We start from the raw sequence: 19,682 nt of genomic DNA, 5'->3' as shown, positions 1-19,682 counted from the left end.
GCGGTGAGGGCTACCAAACTGCGGCGCGACGCGCTCTGGACGCAGACTCGGCGCCATGAGCGCAGGCTCGCCGCCGCGGTGAGCCCGGCGTTCACGCGCGTCGGCTCGGCTGCTATTGGTGCGCTGATCACGCTGATGCCCTACCTTCTCGGGTATGGGTCGTTGGCCGCGGGTCTGGCGTGTGGCGCGGCTGGGCTGCTGATCGCCGTCGCCGCCAGCTAGCTGGCGGGAGCCGGGCGTCGCGGCTGCTGGCTATGTGCTGTCTGGGGCTCGGAGGTTGCGCGGGCACGCCGGCTCACGCACCGTTGGCCACGGTGCCGCCGTTGTTGAACTACGTCGGGCAGGCGCAGGTTCCGTCCGGCGCGGTCTTCGACGGTACCGTCATCGGCGGCTTGTCGGCGGTCAGCTACGACGCTGGGCGCCAGGTGTATTACGTCGTCAGCGACGACCGCTCCGAACATAATCCCGCTCGGTTCTACGTCGTGCGAATATCGTTGTCCGACAAAGGTATTGGCGACGTGACGTTTACCGAGATGCATCCTCTGCTGGATCAGTCGGGTCAGCCGTTCCGGCCGTTGGACGTGAACGCCACGCCGCCGGTGGTTCCACCCGACCCGGAGGGCATCGCCTTCGACGCCGCCCGGCAACGGCTTTACTGGTCTTCCGAGGGCGAGCGGATCATCAACGGGCCGGTGCTGCTGGATCCGTGGGTCCGCACCGCCGCGCTCGACGGCGCATACCTGGGTCAGTTCGCCTTGCCGCCCAACTTGGCGATGTCCGCGCAAAACACAGGGCCCCGCCGAAACCGGGCGCTGGAGGGGTTGGCGCTGACGCCGGACGGGCGGTCGCTGTTCGCGGCGATGGAGGACCCGGGCTATAACGACGGACCAGAATCCAACGGCAACCAGGGCGTGCTGACCCGGATCACCAAACTCGACGTCGCTACCAGTGCTCCCGTCGCCCAGTACGCCTATCCGATGGAACCCGCCGCCTCGCCCGCCGACCGCAACGGCGTCTCGGATCTGGTCGCCCTGTCCGACACGACGTTCCTGGTGCTGGAACGGTCCGATTCCGCGCCGCCTGTAGTGCGCGTCTTCCGCGCCGACATCGGAGGCGCCACCGACGTGTTGACCTTGCCGTCGCTAACGGGGGCGCAACTGACCCCGATCAGCAAGTCACTGGCCATCGACCTGTCCCACACCGCGGGCCTGACGGCGCCGATAGCAAACCTCGAGGGAATAACGTTGGGGCCCAAGCTGCCCGGCGGCCGTCAGTCGGTGTTGCTGGTCAGTGACAACGATTTCTCGTCGGCCAAGGTCACGCAGTTCGTGTTGCTGGCCATGTAACGGGCCTGAGCCGATAGAGCACGAACCCGGCCCACAACAGGCCAAACACGACCAACACGGTCATGTCGAACACCCACCAACCCGAGTAGTGGGTCCACACCAGGGCGTCGGGCGCCCGCGGGTCGATCCTGCGCAGATCGGCGGTGGACGCCGACGCCGCGAAACCCCACTGGGCCGGGACGAACCAGGACACCTGGTCGTAGCCCCAGGTGCCCACCAGCGAAATGAGTCCACCGGCAAACAGCAGCGATGCCAGGATCACCGGCACAACAAGCGGCAGGACTTCGGGCACCGACTTGCCCAGCGAGGACAACGCCAACCCGACGATCGCCGAGACGATGGCCGTCGCGGCCACGCTCACGTACAGCTCGACGTCCGCACTGGGCAACAGGGCGGCGCCATCCGCCGGTCCGCTTCTGACCAGCAACACGATGGTGACGAGGACGGCGGCTTGGATCGCTGCGAGCGCGGCGAACACCATGAGCTTGGCGGCCAGGTATGCCGACGCCGACAACCCGATGGCTTGCTCACGCCGGAAGATCAGGCGTTCTCCGACCAGGTCGCCGATGGTCAACGCGGTGCCCATGATCACCGCGGCGATGTTGAGCGCAGCCAGGATCTCGACGGCCTCGTGCACATTTTTCGCCGCCGGGCCGGGCCGGTCCAGCCCAGAAGCCCCCGGGATAAGCAGCGTCAGTCCCCCCAACGCGAACGGCAGCAGCGTCAAGAAGAGCAGGTACGGCCAGCCCGCGAGCAGCAGGCGGAGTTGGCGGCGGGCGACATACCGGACCTGCTGGCCCGCGGTGAGTTTGGCGGGCGGAGGCTCCGGCGCGAGCCGCGCCGGGCGAGTCGGTGCCGGTTGCCGGGCCAGGAACGCCCGGTGGGCCCCGCCGGGGTCGGCGTTCGCCCGGGCCAGGACCGCCGGCCAGTCGTGGGCGCCAGTGGGCGGCCCGAGGAAGGCCACGGTGCCGGCCGAGGTGAACACCAGCACCTGATCGCAGATGTTGAGGTGCGCCGGCGACGCCTGCGCCACCACGATGGCACAGCCGAGGTCGGCTTGGCGTCGCAGCAGGGCCATCACGTGCTCTGTCTGCGCCGCGTCCAGCCCTGCGCCGGGCTCGTCGACGACGAGCAGGCTCGGCCTAGTGACCAGTTCGATCGCCATCGCCGCGCACCTCCGCGCCTCCGGGGGCAGTTTGCCGATCCGGGTCGCGCGGTGTTCCGTCAGCTGCAGCTCGTCGAGCACCTGGTTCACCACCCGGTCGCGGTGCTCGGGCGAGGTATCGGGTGGCAGCCGCAGCTCGGCGGCATACTCCAAAGCCGTTGCGACCGTGAGGGTTCGGTACAGGCGGTCGTCGCGTGACACGATCCCGACGCGGGCGCGCATCGCCTCGGGCTCGGCATGGACGTCGTGGCCGTCGACGGTGACTTCCCCGGCGCCGGGCCGCCGCGCGCCGGACAGCACGTCGAGCAGCGCGGTGATGCGCGCGGCCGACGGCCCGACCACGGCGGTCAAGCTGGCCGGGTGCGCAGTGAACGACACATCGGTGAACACCGCCTTCCCGCCCGCCGTGAGGCCCAGCCGGTACGCGGCAACTCCGATCGTGCGGGCGCCGCCCTTCAGCGGCAGCCGAGAGGTTGTCGACGGTTCTGCGGTGGCAGGCGCCGGCACCGCCGGGCGCGGTTTGCGGCTGCTCATCCGCTCCACCAGACCCCGGCGCGGCAGCGGCGTCGTCAGGTCGGGCGGGGGTTGCGTTGGCAACGCCCGGCGTTGGGGGCCCGGGCGGGTCGGGGACGTTCGGCGCGGCGGCGTGGGAGGGCGCGCCGACGGGCCGAGATTGAACGTGAGCCGCGGGCCCCGTCGCGGATCGCCGATCGTGATCGCCTGACCGTCTCGAATGTCGACCGCCGACAGCCTGGCCCCGCCGACGAAGAGGCCGTCGCGGCCGCTGTCGATCGCCACCCACTGCGTGCCCGCGAACCGCAACACGACCGACGGAGGCGGTGGGCCGGCGTTTGCGGGCGGCGTCAACGGCGGCAACCGGATGTCGCACTGGCTGCCGTAGCCCACCAGCACGTCGCGGCCGGGCTGAAACAGGTAACGCGTCGATCCGACCCAAACGGTCAGCGGGGGAGCCGGGGCGCCGGGGGAACCCGAAGCCTCGGTCCGCATGGCCGCCACCCTTCCTGCTTCAGATCCTTCTTCAGACCAGTTCTACCCGCTTGCTGTCCACTAGGGATTTGCGGTGCTCACAGCGTGTTGCGACGCGGCGTGCCCGGCGCATTGTCGAGCAACCGGCGCAAAACCCCGACCGCCTCGGCCAGCACCCGGCGGTCGGCCGGCTCCAGCTCGGCGAGTTGCGGTTCGATCGCGGCGGCACGATCGGCCCGGACGGCGTTCAAGGTGCGCAGTCCTTGCGGGGTGATGCGGATGCGGACGGCGCGGGCGTCGCCAGGATCGACGGTCCGGGTTACCAGCCCCGCGTCCTCGAGTCGCCGGACCTGTGTGGTCATCGTCGGTTGCGAACAGTGGTCCACGGCGGCCAAGTCGCCGATCCGCGCTTCGCCGTGGACGTCGATCGTTGCCAGCAGCCTGGCCTGCGCAGCGGGCAGCGGCATCTGGATGCGTTGGGTGGCAAACCGGTTCAGCCGCGCGACCACCGCGAGCAGATCCGCGCCCAGGCCATGCGGATCGGAGTTTGCGGGCTCGACCACGTCGGTGTGGTCGGCGCCGGCAGATGAAGTCATGAATACATCGTTGCATAGGTTTGCTATGCGGAACCAATCGTTGACAATCAGCGACCCGGCGCGCGGTAAAACCTGGACGGCGCGGGTGTGCTAACCGGGACAAGCCATCCGAGCCTGGCAGAATCGGTGAAATGATCACGCGCGTCCCTCGCCCTTCGCGCCATCGGGGTGGGCCGCTGCAACCGGGTGAACTGGCTCAGGCGTCGGTCATGGCGGCATTGTGCGCGGTCACCGCGATCATCTCCGTCGTCGTCCCGTTCGCGGCCGGCCTGGCGCTGCTGGGCAGCGTGCCCATGGGGCTGCTGGCCTACCGGTATCGGTTGCGGGTGCTGGTCGCCGCGACCGTCGCCGCCGGGATGATCGCCTTCCTGATCGCCGGCCTGGGCGGCTTCATGGCCGTCGTCAACAGCGCCTACATCGGCGGCCTGACCGGCATCGTCAAACGCAAGGGCCGCGGGAAGCCGACGGTGATCGTCTCGGCCCTGATCGCCGGCCTGTTCTTCGGCGCGCTGTCGGTCGCCTCGCTGGCGGTGATGTCCCGGTTGCGGCACCTGATTTTTGCCGTCATGACCGCCGACGTCGACGGTCTGGCGAACGCCCTGAACCGCGCGCACATGGAGGGCGCCGCCGCGGGGCTGAAACACTTTTTCACGCTGGGACTGCACTACTGGCCCGCGCTGTTGCTCGTGCACTCCGTCATCTCGATCGTGATCGTCTCGCTGATCGGTTGGTGGGCGCTGTCCCGGGTGCTGGACCGCATGCGCGGCGTTCCTGATGTGCACAAGCTCGACCCCCTATGCGAGGAAGCCGCCTCGGTGGGGCCGGTGCCCGTGAGTCTGGACAGGGTGCGCTTCCGGTATCCGGGCGCTGGCCAGGACGCACTGCGCGAGGTCAGCCTCGACGTCCGCGAGGGCGAACACATCGCCATCACCGGGGCCAACGGCTCCGGCAAGACCACGCTGATGCTGCTCCTGGCCGGCCGGGAACCGACATCGGGCACCGTGCGCCGCCCCGGCGGGGTGGGCCTGGGCAAGCTGGGTGGGACGGCCGTTGTTCTGCAACACCCCGAAAGCCAGGTGCTGGGCACCCGGGTGGCCGACGACGTGGTGTGGGGGTTGCCGCCCGGGACGCGCGTCGACATCGACCGGCTGCTGGGCGAGGTCGGCCTCGAGGACCTCGCCGAACGCGACACCGGAAGTCTGTCCGGGGGTGAACTGCAGCGCCTCGCGCTGGCCGCCGCGTTGGCCAGGGAGCCGGCGATGCTCATCGCCGACGAGGTCACCAGCATGGTGGACCAGCAGGGCCGCGACGCGTTGCTGAGTGTGCTGTCGGGTCTGACCAAGCGGCACCGGACCGCGTTGGTGCACATCACCCACTACAACAACGAGGCCGCGTGTGCGGACCGCACGCTCAACCTGAGCGATTCGCCGGACAACACCGACATGGTCGACGTCGGGCACGCGCCGATGCCGAGCGTCGCGCCGGATCACCGGTCCGAGGCGCCCGCGCTCGAACTCATCGACGTCGCGCACGAATATGGCAGCGGCACCCCGTGGGCCAAGACCGCGCTGCGCGACGTCAGCTTCGCGGTGGAGCAGGGCGAGGGCGTACTTATCCACGGCGGCAACGGTTCGGGGAAGTCGACGCTGGCGTGGATCATGGCCGGCCTGACGGTACCGACCACCGGCGCCTGCCTGGTCGACGGCCGACCGACTCACGAGCAGGTCGGCGCGGTGGCCTTGTCGTTCCAGGCCGCCCGGCTGCAGTTGATGCGCAGCCGCGTGGACCTCGAAGTCGCTTCTGCCGCAGGCTTTTCACCGCGTGATGAAGAGCGCGTGGCCCGGGCGCTGAGCGTCGTCGGCTTGGACCCCACGCTGGCCAAACGGCGCATCGACCAACTCAGCGGCGGGCAGATGCGCCGCGTGGTGCTGGCCGGGTTGCTGGCGTGTTCGCCCAAGGCGCTGATCCTCGACGAGCCGCTGGCCGGGCTGGATGCCGCCAGCCAGCGCGGCCTGCTGCGGCTGCTGGAGGATCTGCGCCGCGAGCGGGGCCTGACGGTGGTGGTCATTTCGCACGACTTCGTCGGGCTGGACGACCTGTGCCCGCGGACCCTGCACCTGCGCAACGGAGTTCTGGAATCGGTGTCGGCCGCGGCGGAGGGGGTGCCGTGACGTCGATGTCAGCCTCTTCCGAGGACACCAAGCGGCGCCAGGCCCGTCCCGTGGTGCTGCTCATCCCGGTACCCGGAAGCTCCGTCATCCACAATCTGTGGGCGGGCACCAAACTGCTTGTCGTCTTCGGCATTTCGGTGTTATTGACGTTCTACCCGGGGTGGATCACGATCGGCATCGTGGGCGCCTTGGTGGCCGCGGCGGCAAGGATTGCCCACATCCCGCGCGGCGCGCTGCCATCGATGCCGCGCTGGTTGTGGATCGTGATCGGCATCGGCGGCTTCACCGCCGCGTTGGCGGGCGGCAGCCCGCTGGTCACCCTGGGCGGGACCCAACTCGGGCTCGGTGGATTCCTGAACTTCCTGCGGATCACCGCGCTGTCGATCGTGCTGCTCGGGCTGGGGGGCATGGTCTCCTGGACCACCAACGTCGCCGAAATCGGGCCCGCCATGGCGACTTTGGGTCGGCCCTTCCGGTGGTTGCGCATCCCTGTCGACGAATGGGCGGTGGCCCTGGCGTTGGCTTTGCGTGCCTTCCCGATGCTGATCGACGAATTTCAGGTGCTCTACGCAGCCCGTCGGCTGCGGCCCAAGCGGGTACTTCGCACCCGCAAGGAGCGCCGCCGGCGGCACGCCGTGGAATTGATCGACCTGCTCTCGGCGGCCATCACCGTCACGCTGCGGCGCGCCGACGAGATGGGCGACGCGATCACGGCCCGCGGCGGCACCGGTCAGCTGTCGGCCCACCCGGCGCGGCCGAAGCTGGCGGACTGGGTGACGCTGGCGATCACGGTTGCGGCCTGCAGCGGCGGCGTGGTGCTCGAGACCATTCTGCACACCGCGACTTAGATGAGCGACGTTGCGCGCAGCCGAACCATCGCGGCTGACCAGCAGGAAATCTGGGACGTGCTCGCGGACTTCGGCTCCATCAGTTCCTGGGCGGACAACGTCGACCACTCGTGCATCCTGTATTCGGGAGTTGACGGCGACCATGTCGGCACCGCTCGCCGTGTGCAATTGGGGCGTGATGCCTTCGTCGAGCGCATCATCGAGTTCGACCCGCCCAATACGCTCGCCTATGACATCGATGGCCTGCCCGGCCGGCTGCGTAGGGTGACCAACCGCTGGACTGTGCGAGCTGGTGCCGTGACGCTCACCAGCGCCGTCGAAATCGGCTCTCGCCCTTGGCAACGGCTGGCCGAGCGGGTGGTATGTCGCTTACTCGCCCGCCAGTCCGACGCGCTGCTCGCCGGGCTCGCGAACCGATTGGAGAATGCCCGTGTCTGATCGCCCCGACATCATCATCGTCATGACCGACGAGGAGCGCGCGGTTCCTCCCTACGAGTCTGGTGACGTGCTGGCGTGGCGTGAACGGGTTTTGGCCGGCCGCAAGTGGTTCGACGAGCACGGGGTCAGCTTCCAGCGGCATTACACCGGCTCGCTGGCCTGCGCGCCAAGCCGCCCAACGATTTTCACCGGGCAGTATCCCGACCTGCACGGCGTCACCCAGACCGACGGCATGGGCAAGACCGCCGACGACTCGCGCATGCGCTGGCTGCGCCAGGGGGAAGTGCCCACGCTCGGCAACTGGTTCCGCGCGGCCGGATACGACACCCACTACGACGGCAAGTGGCACATCTCGCACGCGGATCTCATCGACCCCTCGACGGGTGGATCGTTGGCCACCAACGACGACGACGGCGTCGTTTCCGCCGCTGCCGTGCAGCGCTACCTCGATGCCGATCCGCTTGCGCCATTTGGCTTTTCGGGGTGGGTCGGTCCCGAACCGCACGGGGCACTGCTGGCCAACGCCGGAATCCGCCGCGACCCGCTGACCGCCGACCGGGTCGTGGCCTGGTTGCAGGACCGCTACGCGCGACGCCGCGCGGGTGACGCCGCGGCCCTGCGGCCCTTTCTGTTGGTCGCCAGCTTCGTGAATCCCCATGACATCGTGCTGTTTCCGGCGTGGTTGCGGCGCAGCCCGGTGCGGCCGGGGGCGCTGGATCCGCCGTCGGTGCCGCCGGCGCCCACCGCGGATGAGGACCTGTCTGGTAAGCCGGCTGCGCAAATCGCGTTCCGGGAGGCCTACTACTCCGGCTACGGCCCGGCGCCCGCCATCAGCCGGGCCTACGACCGCGGTGCCCAACGCTACCGCGACCTGTACTACCGGCTGCACGCCGAGGTCGACGGTCCGATCGACCGCGTCCGGCGCGCCGTCACCGAAGGTGGTTCGGACAACGCCGTTTTGGTGCGCACAGCCGATCATGGCGAGCTGCTCGGCGCACACGGCGGCCTGCACCAGAAATGGTTCAACCTGTACGACGAGGCCACCCGCGTCCCGTTCGTCGTCGCCCGCATCGGTGCCGCGGCCACTTCGTCGCGCGTCGTGACCGCGCCGACCTCGCACGTCGACCTCGTACCCACGTTGCTTTCGGCTGCCGGAGTGGATGTCTCGGCGGTGGCCGGTGTGCTGGCCGAGACGTTCTCGGAGGTGCACGAACTGCCGGGCCGGGACCTGATGCCCGTCGTGGACGGGGCGCCGGCCGACGACGACCGAAGTGTCTACATCCTGACCCGCGACAACATCCTCGAAGGGGACTCCGGCGCTTCGTTTCTGGCGCGCCGGCTCCGCAGGGCGGTGAATCCGCCAGCGCCGCTGCGTATTCGGGTGCCCGCCCACGTGGGCTCCAACTTCGAGGGGCTGGTGGCACGCTTGGACGATGGGCACCTATGGAAGCTGGTGCGCACATTCGATGACCCGGGCACCTGGACCGAACCCGGGGTGCGTCACCTGGCGTCCAACGGGCTGGGCGGGGAGCGTTTCCGGACGTCGCCGCTCGACGACCAATGGGAGTTGTATGACCTGACCGCCGACCCCGTCGAGGCCGTCAACCGGTGGGCGGATCCCGAGTTGGTTGAGCTGCGCCAGCAGTTGCGGATGAAGCTGAAGGAGGCCCGGTTTGCTTCCGTGCCCGAGCGAAATCAGCCGTGGCCGTATGCGTCTCGACGGGCGGCGAGCGGGTCGTCGTCGTGGCTGCGCAGGGCTTAACACCGCAGCCCGTTCGTCACCGGTCCCCGCACCATCGTCTTTGCCCGCCTTGTAGCGACAGGTCCGAAGCGACCCAGCGGTGAGTCACTCAGTCACAGGCGCCACTGGGTCTGGAGGCACGATCTTTGCCCGCCTTGTAGCGACACCGGGCCTCCTCGCGCAGAGCCAGCACGCGGTTGAGAATGCGGTATTCGGTCCCGCGGGGGATGCAGCCTGGTCCATACAGACCGCGCCTGAGCCGATACACCCTGCCGCGACCGATTTCCCAGCGCAGCGCATCTGATATGGCTTTGGAAGCTCTGCCGCGGACGGAAAAGCCGTGCCAAGCAAGCACATCGATCAGCTCGGCGACGGTCGCTCGTCCATGCTGGGCCAGGTGCAGTGTGAGCACGTATCGAAGCTCGGTCCCTTTGAGTTGTCCGGATTCATTCATGGCTGAACCGTTGCATACAGGTGTGACATCGCCTCGTTGTCGCTTGAAGGCGGGCAAAAAGGGCGCCGCCGGAGCCGCGTGTGGCGGGTGTGACCCGGTGATACGGGCCAATGCGAGCCCACGCGAGCCGCCACGAGCCGATGCGAGCCCACACGAGCCGATCAGGCTCAGCGAACCAGCCGCCCAGCCGGACAATCAGGCCCGCATCCGGTCAATGAGGTTTGACAACACGACAATGCTTTCGCTGCGCTCGATGTCGGCGCTGGCCCGGATGCGTTCCAAAGCCGCCTCCAGGTGCTGCATGTTTCGGGCGAGGACGTGCAGGATCGCGTCGGACGTGCCGGTCACCGTCGCCGCGCTGACGACTTCGGGGATGTCCACCCAGGCCGCGCGCAGTTGATCCGGCGCGATCCTGCCGTGGCAGAACACCTGCACGAAGGCCTCGGTGTTCCAGCCCAGCGCAGTGCGGTCGACGACGGTGGTGAAGCCTTTGATCACGCCATTGTCGAGCATCCGGTCGACGCGCCGTTTCACCGCCGGCGCGGACAAATTCACCTGCTGCCCGATGTCAGCGAAGGTCGCCCGCGCATGTTCGGCCAGCTCCAGGAGGATGCGCTCGTCGGTGTCGTCCAGGCGGTCCATGCGGCCCCTCTCACAATAAAACGCGGTAAACGGGAGTGTAACGCAATAAAGTGACATCAGACACGCAACAATCAGCATTTGATTGTGTCAAGGCCTCCAAATACCGTTGATTTCATGACGGATTTCTTTGTTGCCGCCCACGCTCCTACGGCAAAACACGAGCCCCGCACACCGCGTCTGTGCCGCTACGCAATGACCGCGCCGACCTTCTTCGCCGTCGAATACGCGATCAATCCATGGATGGACATCGGCTCACCCGTCGATGTCCATGTCGCACAAGCGCAATGGGATGACTTGCGCCAGACCTACCTCCGGCTGGGCCACGCCGTGGACCTGATCGAGCCCGTGCCCGGGCTGCCGGACATGGTTTACGCCGCCAACGGCGGATTTATCGCCGGCGACATTGCGATCGTCGCCAGATTCCGATTCGCTGAGCGCGCAGCCGAGTCCAAGGCCTACGCGGACTGGATGTCCGACAACGGCTACCGGCCCGTATTTACCCGTCATGTCAACGAGGGACAGGGCGACCTCCTGCTGCTCGGCGACACGGTGTTGGCGGGCTACGGATTTCGCACCGACCGACGCGCGCACGCCGAAATCGCCGCGGTACTCGGTAAGCCCGTGATCTCCCTCGAACTGATCGACCCCCGCTTCTACCACCTCGACACCGCGCTGGCCGTTCTCGATGACCACACGATCGCGTACTACCCGCCGGCCTTCAGCGTAGGTACACAAAAGCAGCTGCGTCGACTGTTTCCCGACGCGATCGTGGTGAGCAGCGCCGACGCCTACGTGCTGGGGCTCAACGTCGTCTCCGATGGAAGAAACGTCGTAATGCCATCCGCGGCAACAGTGTTCGCCACGCAACTCAGCAACGCCGGCTTCGAGCCGGTCGGTGTCGATCTGTCCGAACTACTCAAGGGCGGCGGTTCGGTGAAGTGCTGCACATTGGAGGTGCACCGATGACAGTGCTGTTGGAATCAACAGAAAGTCATGTGGCGCAGACCTATTCGCCGCTTCCCGTCGTCGCCGCCAGCGCCGAGGGCGCCTGGATCACCGACGTGGGTGGCCGCCGCTACCTGGACTTCCTCTCCGCCTATTCCGCTGTCAACTTCGGCCATCGCAACCCCGAGATCATCGCGACAGCTCGTGAGCAACTCGACACGGTGACGCTGGTGAGCCGGGCCTTCCAGTCCGACCGACTCGAACCGTTCTGCGCCGCGCTCGCGCAGCTGTGCGGCAAAGACCTGGTGCTGCCGATGAATTCGGGCGCCGAGGCGGTGGAGAGCGGTCTCAAGATCGCCCGCAAATGGGGCGTCGACATCAAGGGTGTGCCCGAGGGGCAGGCGAATATCATCGTGGCCCACAACAACTTTCACGGCCGCACGATCAGCATCGTCAGCTTTTCCTCCGATCCGGCCGCGCGGCAAGGGTTCGGGCCCTTCACACCCGGATTCCGCTCGGTGCCCTTCGGCAACGCCGCCGCGCTGGCCCGCGCGATCGACGACAACACCGTCGCCGTGCTGCTCGAGCCCATCCAGGGCGAGGCCGGGGTCATCGTGCCACCGGACAACTACCTGCCGTCGGTGCGCGCGCTGTGCCGCGAGCGCAACGTGCTGATGATTGCCGACGAAATCCAGTCGGGCCTGGCCCGCACCGGATACACGTTCGCCTGCGACCGTTGGGACGTGGTGCCCGACGTCTACCTGCTCGGCAAGGCGCTCGGCGGCGGCGTGGTCCCGCTGTCGGCGGTGGTCGCCGATCGCGAGATCCTCGGCGTGCTGCATCCCGGCGAACACGGCTCGACCTTCGGTGGCAACCCGTTGGCCGCCGCGATCGGCACCACGGTGGTTGCGATGGTGCGGCGCGGGGAATTCCAGGCCCGCTCGGCCGAATTGGGTGCCCATCTGCACCGGCGTCTCAAAGGACTGATCGGCAAAGGTGTGCTGGCGGTGCGGGGGCTGGGTTTGTGGGCCGGCGTAGACATCGACCCGGCGGTATCCACCGGTCCACAAACAGGCAAGGACATGAGCCTGCGGCTGGCCGCGCGCGGGGTCCTGGTCAAGGACACCCACGCCTCGACCTTGCGTTTCGCGCCGCCGCTGGTGATCACGGCGGATGAGATCGACTGGGCGGTGGATCAGTTCGCCGACGCATTGCGGGTGCCGCATAATTAGCTGACTCAGCGACGGGAGGCGCAGTTGCCGGCTAATTCGATCGGCCTCACAGAGCAGATGCTGCGCCGCCGCCCGGTGTTGGGCGCCCCGGTGGCGCGCGGCGCGTCCGAACACCTCAAGCGCAGTTTCGGCGCGTTCCAGCTGACGATGTTCGGGGTCGGATCGACGATCGGCACTGGGATCTTCTTCGTGCTGTCGCAGGCGGTACCCGAGGCCGGGCCAGGCGTGATCGTCTCTTTCGTCATCGCCGGCGTCGCCGCCGGGCTCGCGGCCATCTGCTACGCCGAATTGGCCTCGGCCGTACCGGTTTCGGGGTCGTCGTATTCGTATGCCTACACCACGCTGGGTGAGGCCGTCGCGATGCTGGTCGCGGCGTGTCTGCTGCTGGAATACGGGGTTGCCACCGCGGCGGTCGCGGTCGGCTGGAGCGGCTATGTCAACAAGTTGCTGAACAACCTGTTCGGCTTCCAGGTGCCGCGCGTTTTGTCAGCCGCGCCGTGGGACAAAACGCCCGGTGTCGTCAATCTGCCGGCCGTCATCCTGATCGGCCTGTGCGCGCTGCTGTTGATCCGCGGCGCCAGTGAGTCGGCGACGGTCAACGCGATCATGGTGCTGATCAAGCTCGGCGTGCTGGGCATGTTCGTGATCATCGCGTTCAGTGCCTTTAGCGCTGATCATCTCAGGGGCTTCGCGCCGTTCGGCGTTGCGGGCATCGGTTCGGCGGCGGGCACCATCTTCTTCTCCTACATCGGCCTGGACGCGGTGTCGACTGCGGGCGACGAGGTGAAGGACCCGCAGAAGACGATGCCGCGCGCGCTCATCGCGGCGTTGGCGATCGTCACCAGCGTCTACGTGCTCGTCGCGCTCGCCGCGCTGGGCACTCAGCCGTGGCAGAACTTCGCGGCACAGGAGGAAGCAGGGCTGGCCACCATCCTGGACAACGTCACACACGGGCAGTGGGCCAGCACCATTCTTGCTGCGGGCGCGGTAATTTCGATCTTCACGGTCACGCTGGTCACCATGTACGGGCAGACCCGCATCCTGTTCGCGATGGGTCGAGATGGCCTCTTACCGGCGCGATTCGCCACGGTGAATCCGCGCACGATGACGCCGGTGAGCAACACGGTGATCGTCGCGGTTGCCGCCGCACTGCTGGCAGCGCTCGTCCCGCTCGACAAGCTCGCCGACATGGTGTCCATTGGCACCCTCACCGCGTTCATCGTGGTGTCGGCCGGGGTGATCATTCTGCGGGTCCGCGAACCCGACCTGCCGCGCGCTTTCCGGGTGCCGGGATACCCTGTGACGCCTGTCCTTTCGGTGCTGGCGTGCGGGTACATCCTGTCCAGCCTGCACTGGTACACGTGGATTGCCTTCAGCGGCTGGGTCGCGCTGGCGTTCGTCTACTACCTGCTGTGGAGCCGCCACCACAGCGCTCTCAACGATGAGCCGTCATGACCGTCGCCGCCTAGCGTTGTGCGGCGGCATTGGCCGCCGCCTGCGCCCGCCTTAACGCCGCAGCGACATCGCCTCGGCCGAGAAATATTTCGTCGAAATAGGGTTGCAGGGCAGCCTGCCCGGCCGCGAAGCCGGCACCGCCCGGAGCCGGAATCTCCGGCCCGTTCAAGACCGCGAAGAACGGTGTGACGTCAACGCCCCTGGCCGACCAGTAGTCAAAGTAGACCGGCTGTGCCGATAACACCGCGGGAATCGCGTCACCGCGACTGCCAAGATAGGCGTTGCCCTCTTTGCTGCCCATCCAGGCCAGCACTTGGCGCACCGCATCCGGATGCTTGGTGGCCGAATTGCCAGCTGCCGCAATGCCGTTAGTGACAGTCACGCGGCCGTTGGGTCCGGTGGGCAGCATCGCCAGACCCCAACGGAAGCCGGCATCGCGGGCCACCGGCGCCAGGTTATAGGTGCCGGACTGGAACAGGGCCATCCGCCCGGCCAGGAACTGGTTGCGGGAGAAGTCGCCGTTGTCGTTGGTGTCCGACGCCGGCGGCGCGACGTGGTCGTCATTGATCAGGCCGACGAGGTAGCGGAAGGCCTGCACCGACTCGGGGTTATCGAAGGCGAACTGGTCGCCGCGCTGGAACACCCCGCCGGCCGACCCGATGTAGGGCAGATAGATCGCCTGCGGGTCGTTGGCCGCGTTGTAGCCCCACTGGCGGATACGACCGGGGTCGAAACCCGGTGTGCCCCCGGCATGTCCGTCGGCATCGAGGGTAAGGCGGGCCAATGCCGGTCGTAATGTGTCGTCGCCGTTGGGATCCCAGCGTAACCCGTCGAGGTCGGCGGGGGTTATGCCGGCTGCGGCCAGCAGGTCGGCGTTGTAGAACACGGCGATGCCGGCATCGGTCAGTTGCGGCACGCCCCAGAGCGCGCCGCCGCGGGTGAACTGGTCGACCACGGCCGGCTCCCAGTCGCCGCGGGTGTCGATCCTCATTAGCCGGCCGCTGTCGGCGTAGGCGGCGAGGTAGGCGTTGGACATCCAGAAGATGTCGTCGGCGCTGTCACCGGCCACGTCGGTGCGCAGGGTATCGAAGTAGTTCGAGTAGGCCACCAGGTCGATATGCACCTCGATGTCGGGGTGAGCCTTGGTGAACGCATCGAAGGAATCCCGGTATACGGCGGCGATCTGATCGGCCCACAGCCGCACCCGCACAACGATTTTCCCACCATGGGGCTCGCCGGCGTAATTCATCAGCACAGCGGTGCCGGCCAGAAGTATCGCGACGAGCGCGAACGCCACCGCGACCAGCGTCGAAAAGCGGGGGCGGTTCACGCGGGTCGCCGAGATTGCCGTGAGGGTCGTGAATCACCAAAAATCGCAGCCATGACGGCAATCTCGACGCCCCACGCCGAACTCACTTCACCCCCGAGACGACGATCGACGCGACGATGTGCCGCTGGAACGCCACGAACAGCAGGATCAGCGGCGCGATCGCGACCGTCGTCGCCGCCATCACCAAGGTCCACTGCGAATTGAAGCGAGACTGCAGATCCGCGGTGGCCACCGTCAACACCCGCCACTTGCTGCCGCTGGTGATCACCAACGGCCACATGAAGTTGTTCCACTGCGACACCACGGTGATCAGCGTCAACGCGGCCAACACCGGACGGCTGGACGGAATCACCACATGCACGATGACGTCCAACGTGTTGGCGCCGTCCAGCCGCGCGGCATTGACCAGGTCGTTCGGGATGATCCGAAAGTGCTCGCGCAGCAGGAAGATCGCATACGGGGAACCGAACATGAACGGCAGCACCAACGCCCAGAATGTGTTCCTCAGGCCCAGCTGGGCCATCATCAGATACATCGGCACCACCGTGACCGTCGCCGGCACCATCAGCGTCGCGAGGTACACCCAGAACAGGGCGTCACGTCCGGGAAAGTGCAACCGCGCAAACGCATACGCCGCCAGCACTGAAAAGGTCAGCTGCCCAAGCACAATCACCGCCGTCATCAACGCGGTAACCGCTGCCGCGCGACCGAATCCCGCGCCACCCAGGTCGGTGTAGTTGGCCAGCGTGGGCGGCCGCGGCAACTCCAACGGAGTCCCCGTCACGAACTGATGCGCAGACGTGAACGAGGTCACGAGGCCAAGCAGAAAGGGCACCAGGGTGATCAGCGCTCCGAGCGCCAGGCCGAGGTAGATCGCCGGGTTACGTAAGGTCATAACTGATCCGCCGTCGGAAATACAGATGCTGGACGATCGTTAGCCCAACCAGGATGCCGAACAACACGACCGCCATCGCCGACGCCCGCCCCAGCGCCGCGGCGCCGAATGCTTCTGCGTAGATGCGGTGGGCCACCAGGTCCGTGCGACCCGCCGGTCCGCCGCCGGTCAACGCGTAGACGGTATCGAAAACCTGTGCCGTGCTGACGATTCCGGTGACCAGGACGAAGAACGTGGTCGGGCGAAGCATCGGCAGGGTGATGCGCCAGAACCGCTGCCAGGTGGTCGCGCCGTCGGTGCGGGCGGCGTTGTGGATGTCGGCGGGGATCGCCAGCAGGCCCGCCAGAAACGACAACGACACGTAACCGACGTTGGTCCACACCACCACCGCCGACACCACCGGCAGGGCGAAGCTGGGATCCGACAGCCATTCGATGTCATGGCCCAGCACGGCCGCCACCGCGCCGTCGGTGGGGGCCAGGATCCAGCGCCACAACACCGCGATCGCCAGCGGCGCGCAGATCCACGGCAGCACGTACAGCGTGCGGAACAGCCCGGTGCCCGGCAGCTGCGGGGCCAGCAGCAGCGCGGCCATGAGCCCGAGCACCGTCTGCGCGGGAACCACGATCGCCACAAACACCGTCGTCACCACCAGTGAGTTGTAGAAGGCGGAGTCGCCCAGCACCGAGCGCCAGTTGGCCAGGCCGACGTAGTGCAGCGGGCCCAGCAGGTCCCACCGGTACAGGCTCAGCCAGACAACGACCAGCAGCGGCAGCAGCAGGAAGGCAACCACACCGAACAGGCTGGGGGCGAGCAGCGCATAGCCCAACGCAGTTGAACGGCGTGGCGCGTCGCGCATGAGGGTATTAAAGCTTCTCGTTACGGTGGTGTCGTGACACCGGACCGGGGGATCGATGCCGATTTTGTGAGTCTGCCGCGCCAAGCCCTGGCCGACGCCGCGTTGTCGGCGGCCACCGCGGCCGGGGCCAGCTACGCCGACCTGCGGATTCACCGCATCAGCACGGAGATCATCCAGCTGCGCGACGGCGAGCTGGAGACTGCGGTCGTCAACCGCGAGGTGGGGTTGGCGGTCCGCGTGATCGTCGATGGCACCTGGGGATTCGCCTCGCACGCGGAGTTGTCACCGTCGGTGGCGGCCGACACCGCACGCCGCGCCGTGCACGTGGCGACCGCGCTGGCGCCGCTGAACGCCGAGCGCGTCGAGCTGGCCGCCGAGCCCGTGTACGTCGACGCCCGCTGGGTGTCGAATTACCAGATCGACCCGTTCGAGGTTCCTGCGGCCGACAAGATCGGGCTGCTCGCGGAGTACTCGGGGCGCCTGCTCGCCGCCGACGGCGTGCATCACGTGTCGGCCGCCGCGACGGCGGTCAAGGAGCAGACGTTCTACGCCGACACCTTCGGGTCCTCGATCACCCAGCAGCGGGTGCGGGTCCAACCGACGCTGGAGGCGGTGACAGTGGACGCCGCGGCGGGCAGCTTCGACTCGATGCGCACGCTGATGCCGCCGACGGCGCGGGGCTGGGAGGTCCTGGTCGGCGACGAGATTTGGAACTGGACCGAGGAACTCGCGCAGCTGCCGGGGTTGCTTGCGCAGAAGGTCAAGGCGCCCAGTGTGGTGCCGGGTCGTAAGGATCTGGTGATCGACCCGAGCAACCTTTGGCTGACCATCCACGAATCTATCGGGCACGCAACCGAATACGACCGTGCTATCGGCTACGAGGCAGCCTACGCCGGAACGTCGTTCGCCACCCCCGACAAGCTCGGCACCATGCGGTACGGCTCCCCGGTGATGAACGTGACCGCCGACCGCACCGTCGAATTCGGTTTGGCCAGTGTCGGTTATGACGACGAGGGAGTGGCCGCCCAAAGCTGGGACCTGGTGCGCGACGGGATGTTCGTCGGCTATCAGCTGGACCGGGTGTTCGCGCCGCGGCTGGGGCAGTCGCGGTCCAACGGGTGCTCGTATGCCGACTCGCCGCATCACGTGCCGATCCAGCGAATGGCCAACGTGTCGTTGCAGCCGGCGTCGGAGGATCTCAGCACCGACGATCTGATCGCCCGTGTTCACGACGGGATCTACATCGTGGGTGACAAGTCATGGTCAATCGACATGCAGCGCTACAACTTTCAGTTCACCGGGCAGCGGTTCTTCCGGATCCGCGACGGCCGTCTGGACGGTCAATTGCGCGATGTGGCGTACCAGGCGACCACCACCAATTTCTGGAATTCCTTGGAAGCCGTTGGGGGACCGTCGACCTGGCGGCTGGGCGGGGCGTTCAACTGCGGCAAAGCGCAGCCCGGGCAGGTGGCCCCGGTTAGTCACGGCTGTCCGTCGGCATTGTTCCGGGGGGTCAGCGTGCTCAACACTCGCGTCGAGGGCGGTCGATGATCCCGCCCCAAGAGGTTGTCGACCTCGTGTTGGCCGAGGCGTCCAAGCGTGGCCGCGCCGACGAGACCATGGTGCTGGTCACCGACCGCGTCGAGGCGACGCTGCGCTGGGCCGGCAATTCGATGACCACCAACGGGTTGTCGGTGAGCCGCAGCGTGACGGTGATTTCGGTGGTGCGCCAAGGAGATAGCGCGTTCATCGGCACGGTGGTCTCCGCCGAGGTCGACCCGTCGGTAATTCCCGGCCTGGTGGCGGCGTCGCAGGACGCGGCACGTTCAGCCCCGGAGGCCGGTGATACCGCACCCTTGCTCGCAGACGCGGGCCAGCCGGTCGACTGGAACGCGCCGGTGCCGGGCACCGGGCCCGGCGTGTTCGGCGATGTCGCAACTTCGTTGAGTCGCGGCTTCGCCGGCGCCGATCGATTGTATGGCTTTGCGCACCATAGCGTTTCGACGACGCTGCTGGCATCGTCGACTGGACTGCGGCGGCGCTACACCCAGCCGACCGGTGCCGTGGAGATCAACGCGAAACGGGGCGACGCGAGCGCCTGGGTGGGGATCGGCACGCCCTATTTCGTTGACGTGCCGGTGGATTCGATGCTCGAGGACCTGTCGATGCGGCTGGGCTGGGCGGAGCGGACGGTGAACCTGCCCGCCGGGAGGTACGAGACGATCATGCCGCCGTCGACGGTGGCCGACATCATGCTGTACACGGCCTGGACGATGGCCGGGCGCGGCGCGCAGGAGGGTCGCACCGCGTTCTCGGCGCCCGGCGGCGGGACCCGGGTGGGCGAGCGGCTTACCGAGTTGCCGCTGACGTTGTTCTCCGATCCGAGCGCGCCGGGTCTGGCGTGCACGCCGTTCGTTGCGGTCAGCAACTCCTCGGAGACCGCGTCGGTGTTCGACAACGGGATGGAAATCGGCCAGGTGGACTGGATCCGCAACGGGGTGATCAACGCTCTGGCCTACCCGCGGGCCACCGCGTCGAAGTTCGATGCGCCGGTGGCGGTGTCCGCCGACAACCTGGT

18 protein-coding genes are annotated in these 19,682 nt (G+C 67.6%); 11 read left to right on the top strand and 7 right to left on the bottom strand.

Annotation, left to right across the window (positions count from 1 at the left end):
* Positions 1 to 3: 3 nt before the first annotated feature.
* Together JO236_RS07105 and JO236_RS07100 are read left to right on the top strand one after the other, a co-directional pair.
* Positions 4 to 222: a hypothetical protein gene (locus tag JO236_RS07105; protein WP_293326636.1), complete on the top strand. Its 219-nt coding sequence runs from the start codon at positions 4 to 6 to the stop codon at positions 220 to 222.
* A 32-nt stretch (positions 223 to 254) separates the two neighbouring features.
* Positions 255 to 1,346 carry an esterase-like activity of phytase family protein gene (locus JO236_RS07100; protein ID WP_416362178.1) on the top strand — a complete coding sequence of 364 codons (1,092 nt, stop codon included), beginning with the start codon at positions 255 to 257 and terminating at the stop codon, positions 1,344 to 1,346.
* Here JO236_RS07100 and JO236_RS07095 read toward each other — a convergent pair.
* Together JO236_RS07095 and JO236_RS07090 are read right to left on the bottom strand one after the other, a co-directional pair.
* A complete protein-coding gene (locus JO236_RS07095) occupies positions 1,318 to 3,519 on the bottom strand; it encodes an ATP-binding cassette domain-containing protein (protein WP_293326633.1) in 2,202 nt (733 codons plus the stop codon). The genes JO236_RS07100 and JO236_RS07095 overlap by 29 nt on opposite strands.
* A gap of 77 nt (positions 3,520 to 3,596) precedes the next feature.
* Positions 3,597 to 4,094 (bottom strand): MarR family winged helix-turn-helix transcriptional regulator, encoded by a 498-nt coding sequence (locus tag JO236_RS07090; protein ID WP_293326630.1) that lies wholly within the window; start codon positions 4,092 to 4,094, stop codon positions 3,597 to 3,599.
* A 131-nt stretch (positions 4,095 to 4,225) separates the two neighbouring features.
* Here JO236_RS07090 and JO236_RS07085 point away from each other — a divergent pair, with 131 nt between their 5' ends.
* The 4 genes from JO236_RS07085 to JO236_RS07070 are packed head-to-tail and all read left to right on the top strand — an operon-like array spanning position 4,226 to position 9,313.
* A complete protein-coding gene (locus JO236_RS07085; RefSeq protein ID WP_293326627.1) occupies positions 4,226 to 6,265 on the top strand; it encodes an ATP-binding cassette domain-containing protein in 2,040 nt (679 codons plus the stop codon).
* Between the two features lie 5 nt (positions 6,266 to 6,270).
* A complete protein-coding gene (locus JO236_RS07080) occupies positions 6,271 to 7,113 on the top strand; it encodes a CbiQ family ECF transporter T component (protein ID WP_416362177.1) in 843 nt (280 codons plus the stop codon).
* Positions 7,114 to 7,551 carry an SRPBCC family protein gene (locus JO236_RS07075; RefSeq protein WP_293326621.1) on the top strand — a complete coding sequence of 146 codons (438 nt, stop codon included), beginning with the start codon at positions 7,114 to 7,116 and terminating at the stop codon, positions 7,549 to 7,551.
* A complete protein-coding gene (locus JO236_RS07070) occupies positions 7,544 to 9,313 on the top strand; it encodes a sulfatase-like hydrolase/transferase (protein WP_293326618.1) in 1,770 nt (589 codons plus the stop codon). The genes JO236_RS07075 and JO236_RS07070 overlap by 8 nt, the downstream gene beginning before the upstream one ends.
* A gap of 88 nt (positions 9,314 to 9,401) precedes the next feature.
* On the opposite strand, the gene JO236_RS07065 is transcribed toward JO236_RS07070, so the two are convergent.
* Complete coding sequence (locus JO236_RS07065; RefSeq protein ID WP_293326673.1) at positions 9,402 to 9,689, bottom strand: hypothetical protein; 288 nt, start codon at positions 9,687 to 9,689, stop codon at positions 9,402 to 9,404.
* A 252-nt stretch (positions 9,690 to 9,941) separates the two neighbouring features.
* Positions 9,942 to 10,388: an Lrp/AsnC family transcriptional regulator gene (locus JO236_RS07060; RefSeq protein WP_293326615.1), complete on the bottom strand. Its 447-nt coding sequence runs from the start codon at positions 10,386 to 10,388 to the stop codon at positions 9,942 to 9,944.
* A gap of 114 nt (positions 10,389 to 10,502) precedes the next feature.
* Between JO236_RS07060 and ddaH the strand changes: the two genes are divergently transcribed.
* From ddaH to JO236_RS07045, 3 genes are read left to right on the top strand one after another with little or no spacing between them, the layout of a single operon-like run.
* On the top strand, positions 10,503 to 11,354 hold the full coding sequence (gene ddaH, locus JO236_RS07055; RefSeq protein ID WP_293326612.1) for a dimethylargininase: 852 nt from the start codon (positions 10,503 to 10,505) through the stop codon (positions 11,352 to 11,354).
* Positions 11,351 to 12,565, top strand: a complete 1,215-nt coding sequence (rocD, locus tag JO236_RS07050; RefSeq protein WP_293326609.1) for an ornithine--oxo-acid transaminase — start codon at positions 11,351 to 11,353, stop codon at positions 12,563 to 12,565. Before ddaH ends, rocD begins: the two co-directional genes overlap by 4 nt.
* Before the next feature lie 57 nt (positions 12,566 to 12,622).
* Positions 12,623 to 14,020, top strand: a complete 1,398-nt coding sequence (locus JO236_RS07045) for an amino acid permease (RefSeq protein WP_416362180.1) — start codon at positions 12,623 to 12,625, stop codon at positions 14,018 to 14,020.
* Between the two features lie 10 nt (positions 14,021 to 14,030).
* Here the strand turns inward: JO236_RS07045 and JO236_RS07040 are convergent, their stop codons facing one another.
* From JO236_RS07040 to JO236_RS07030, 3 genes are all read right to left on the bottom strand, one after another.
* On the bottom strand, positions 14,031 to 15,350 hold the full coding sequence (locus JO236_RS07040; RefSeq protein ID WP_293326604.1) for an ABC transporter substrate-binding protein: 1,320 nt from the start codon (positions 15,348 to 15,350) through the stop codon (positions 14,031 to 14,033).
* Between the two features lie 82 nt (positions 15,351 to 15,432).
* Positions 15,433 to 16,245, bottom strand: coding sequence for a carbohydrate ABC transporter permease (locus JO236_RS07035; RefSeq protein ID WP_293326601.1), 813 nt, complete (start codon positions 16,243 to 16,245; stop codon positions 15,433 to 15,435).
* Positions 16,232 to 17,104: a carbohydrate ABC transporter permease gene (locus JO236_RS07030; protein ID WP_293326598.1), complete on the bottom strand. Its 873-nt coding sequence runs from the start codon at positions 17,102 to 17,104 to the stop codon at positions 16,232 to 16,234. The genes JO236_RS07035 and JO236_RS07030 overlap by 14 nt, the downstream gene beginning before the upstream one ends.
* Positions 17,105 to 17,137: 33 nt before the next feature.
* Here JO236_RS07030 and JO236_RS07025 point away from each other — a divergent pair, with 33 nt between their 5' ends.
* Both JO236_RS07025 and JO236_RS07020 read left to right on the top strand, forming a co-directional pair.
* On the top strand, positions 17,138 to 18,655 hold the full coding sequence (locus JO236_RS07025) for a TldD/PmbA family protein (RefSeq protein ID WP_293326595.1): 1,518 nt from the start codon (positions 17,138 to 17,140) through the stop codon (positions 18,653 to 18,655).
* A partial coding sequence (locus JO236_RS07020; RefSeq protein ID WP_293326592.1) for a metallopeptidase TldD-related protein occupies positions 18,652 to 19,682 on the top strand: 1,031 nt, incomplete at its 3' end. The genes JO236_RS07025 and JO236_RS07020, both read left to right, overlap by 4 nt.

Origin of the sequence: Mycobacterium sp. (assembly GCF_019247635.1) — a bacterium.
Lineage (GTDB): Bacteria > Actinomycetota > Actinomycetes > Mycobacteriales > Mycobacteriaceae > Mycobacterium.
The sequence above is the reverse complement of the archived record's forward strand: the minus strand, read 5'-3'. Positions and strand labels throughout refer to the sequence as shown.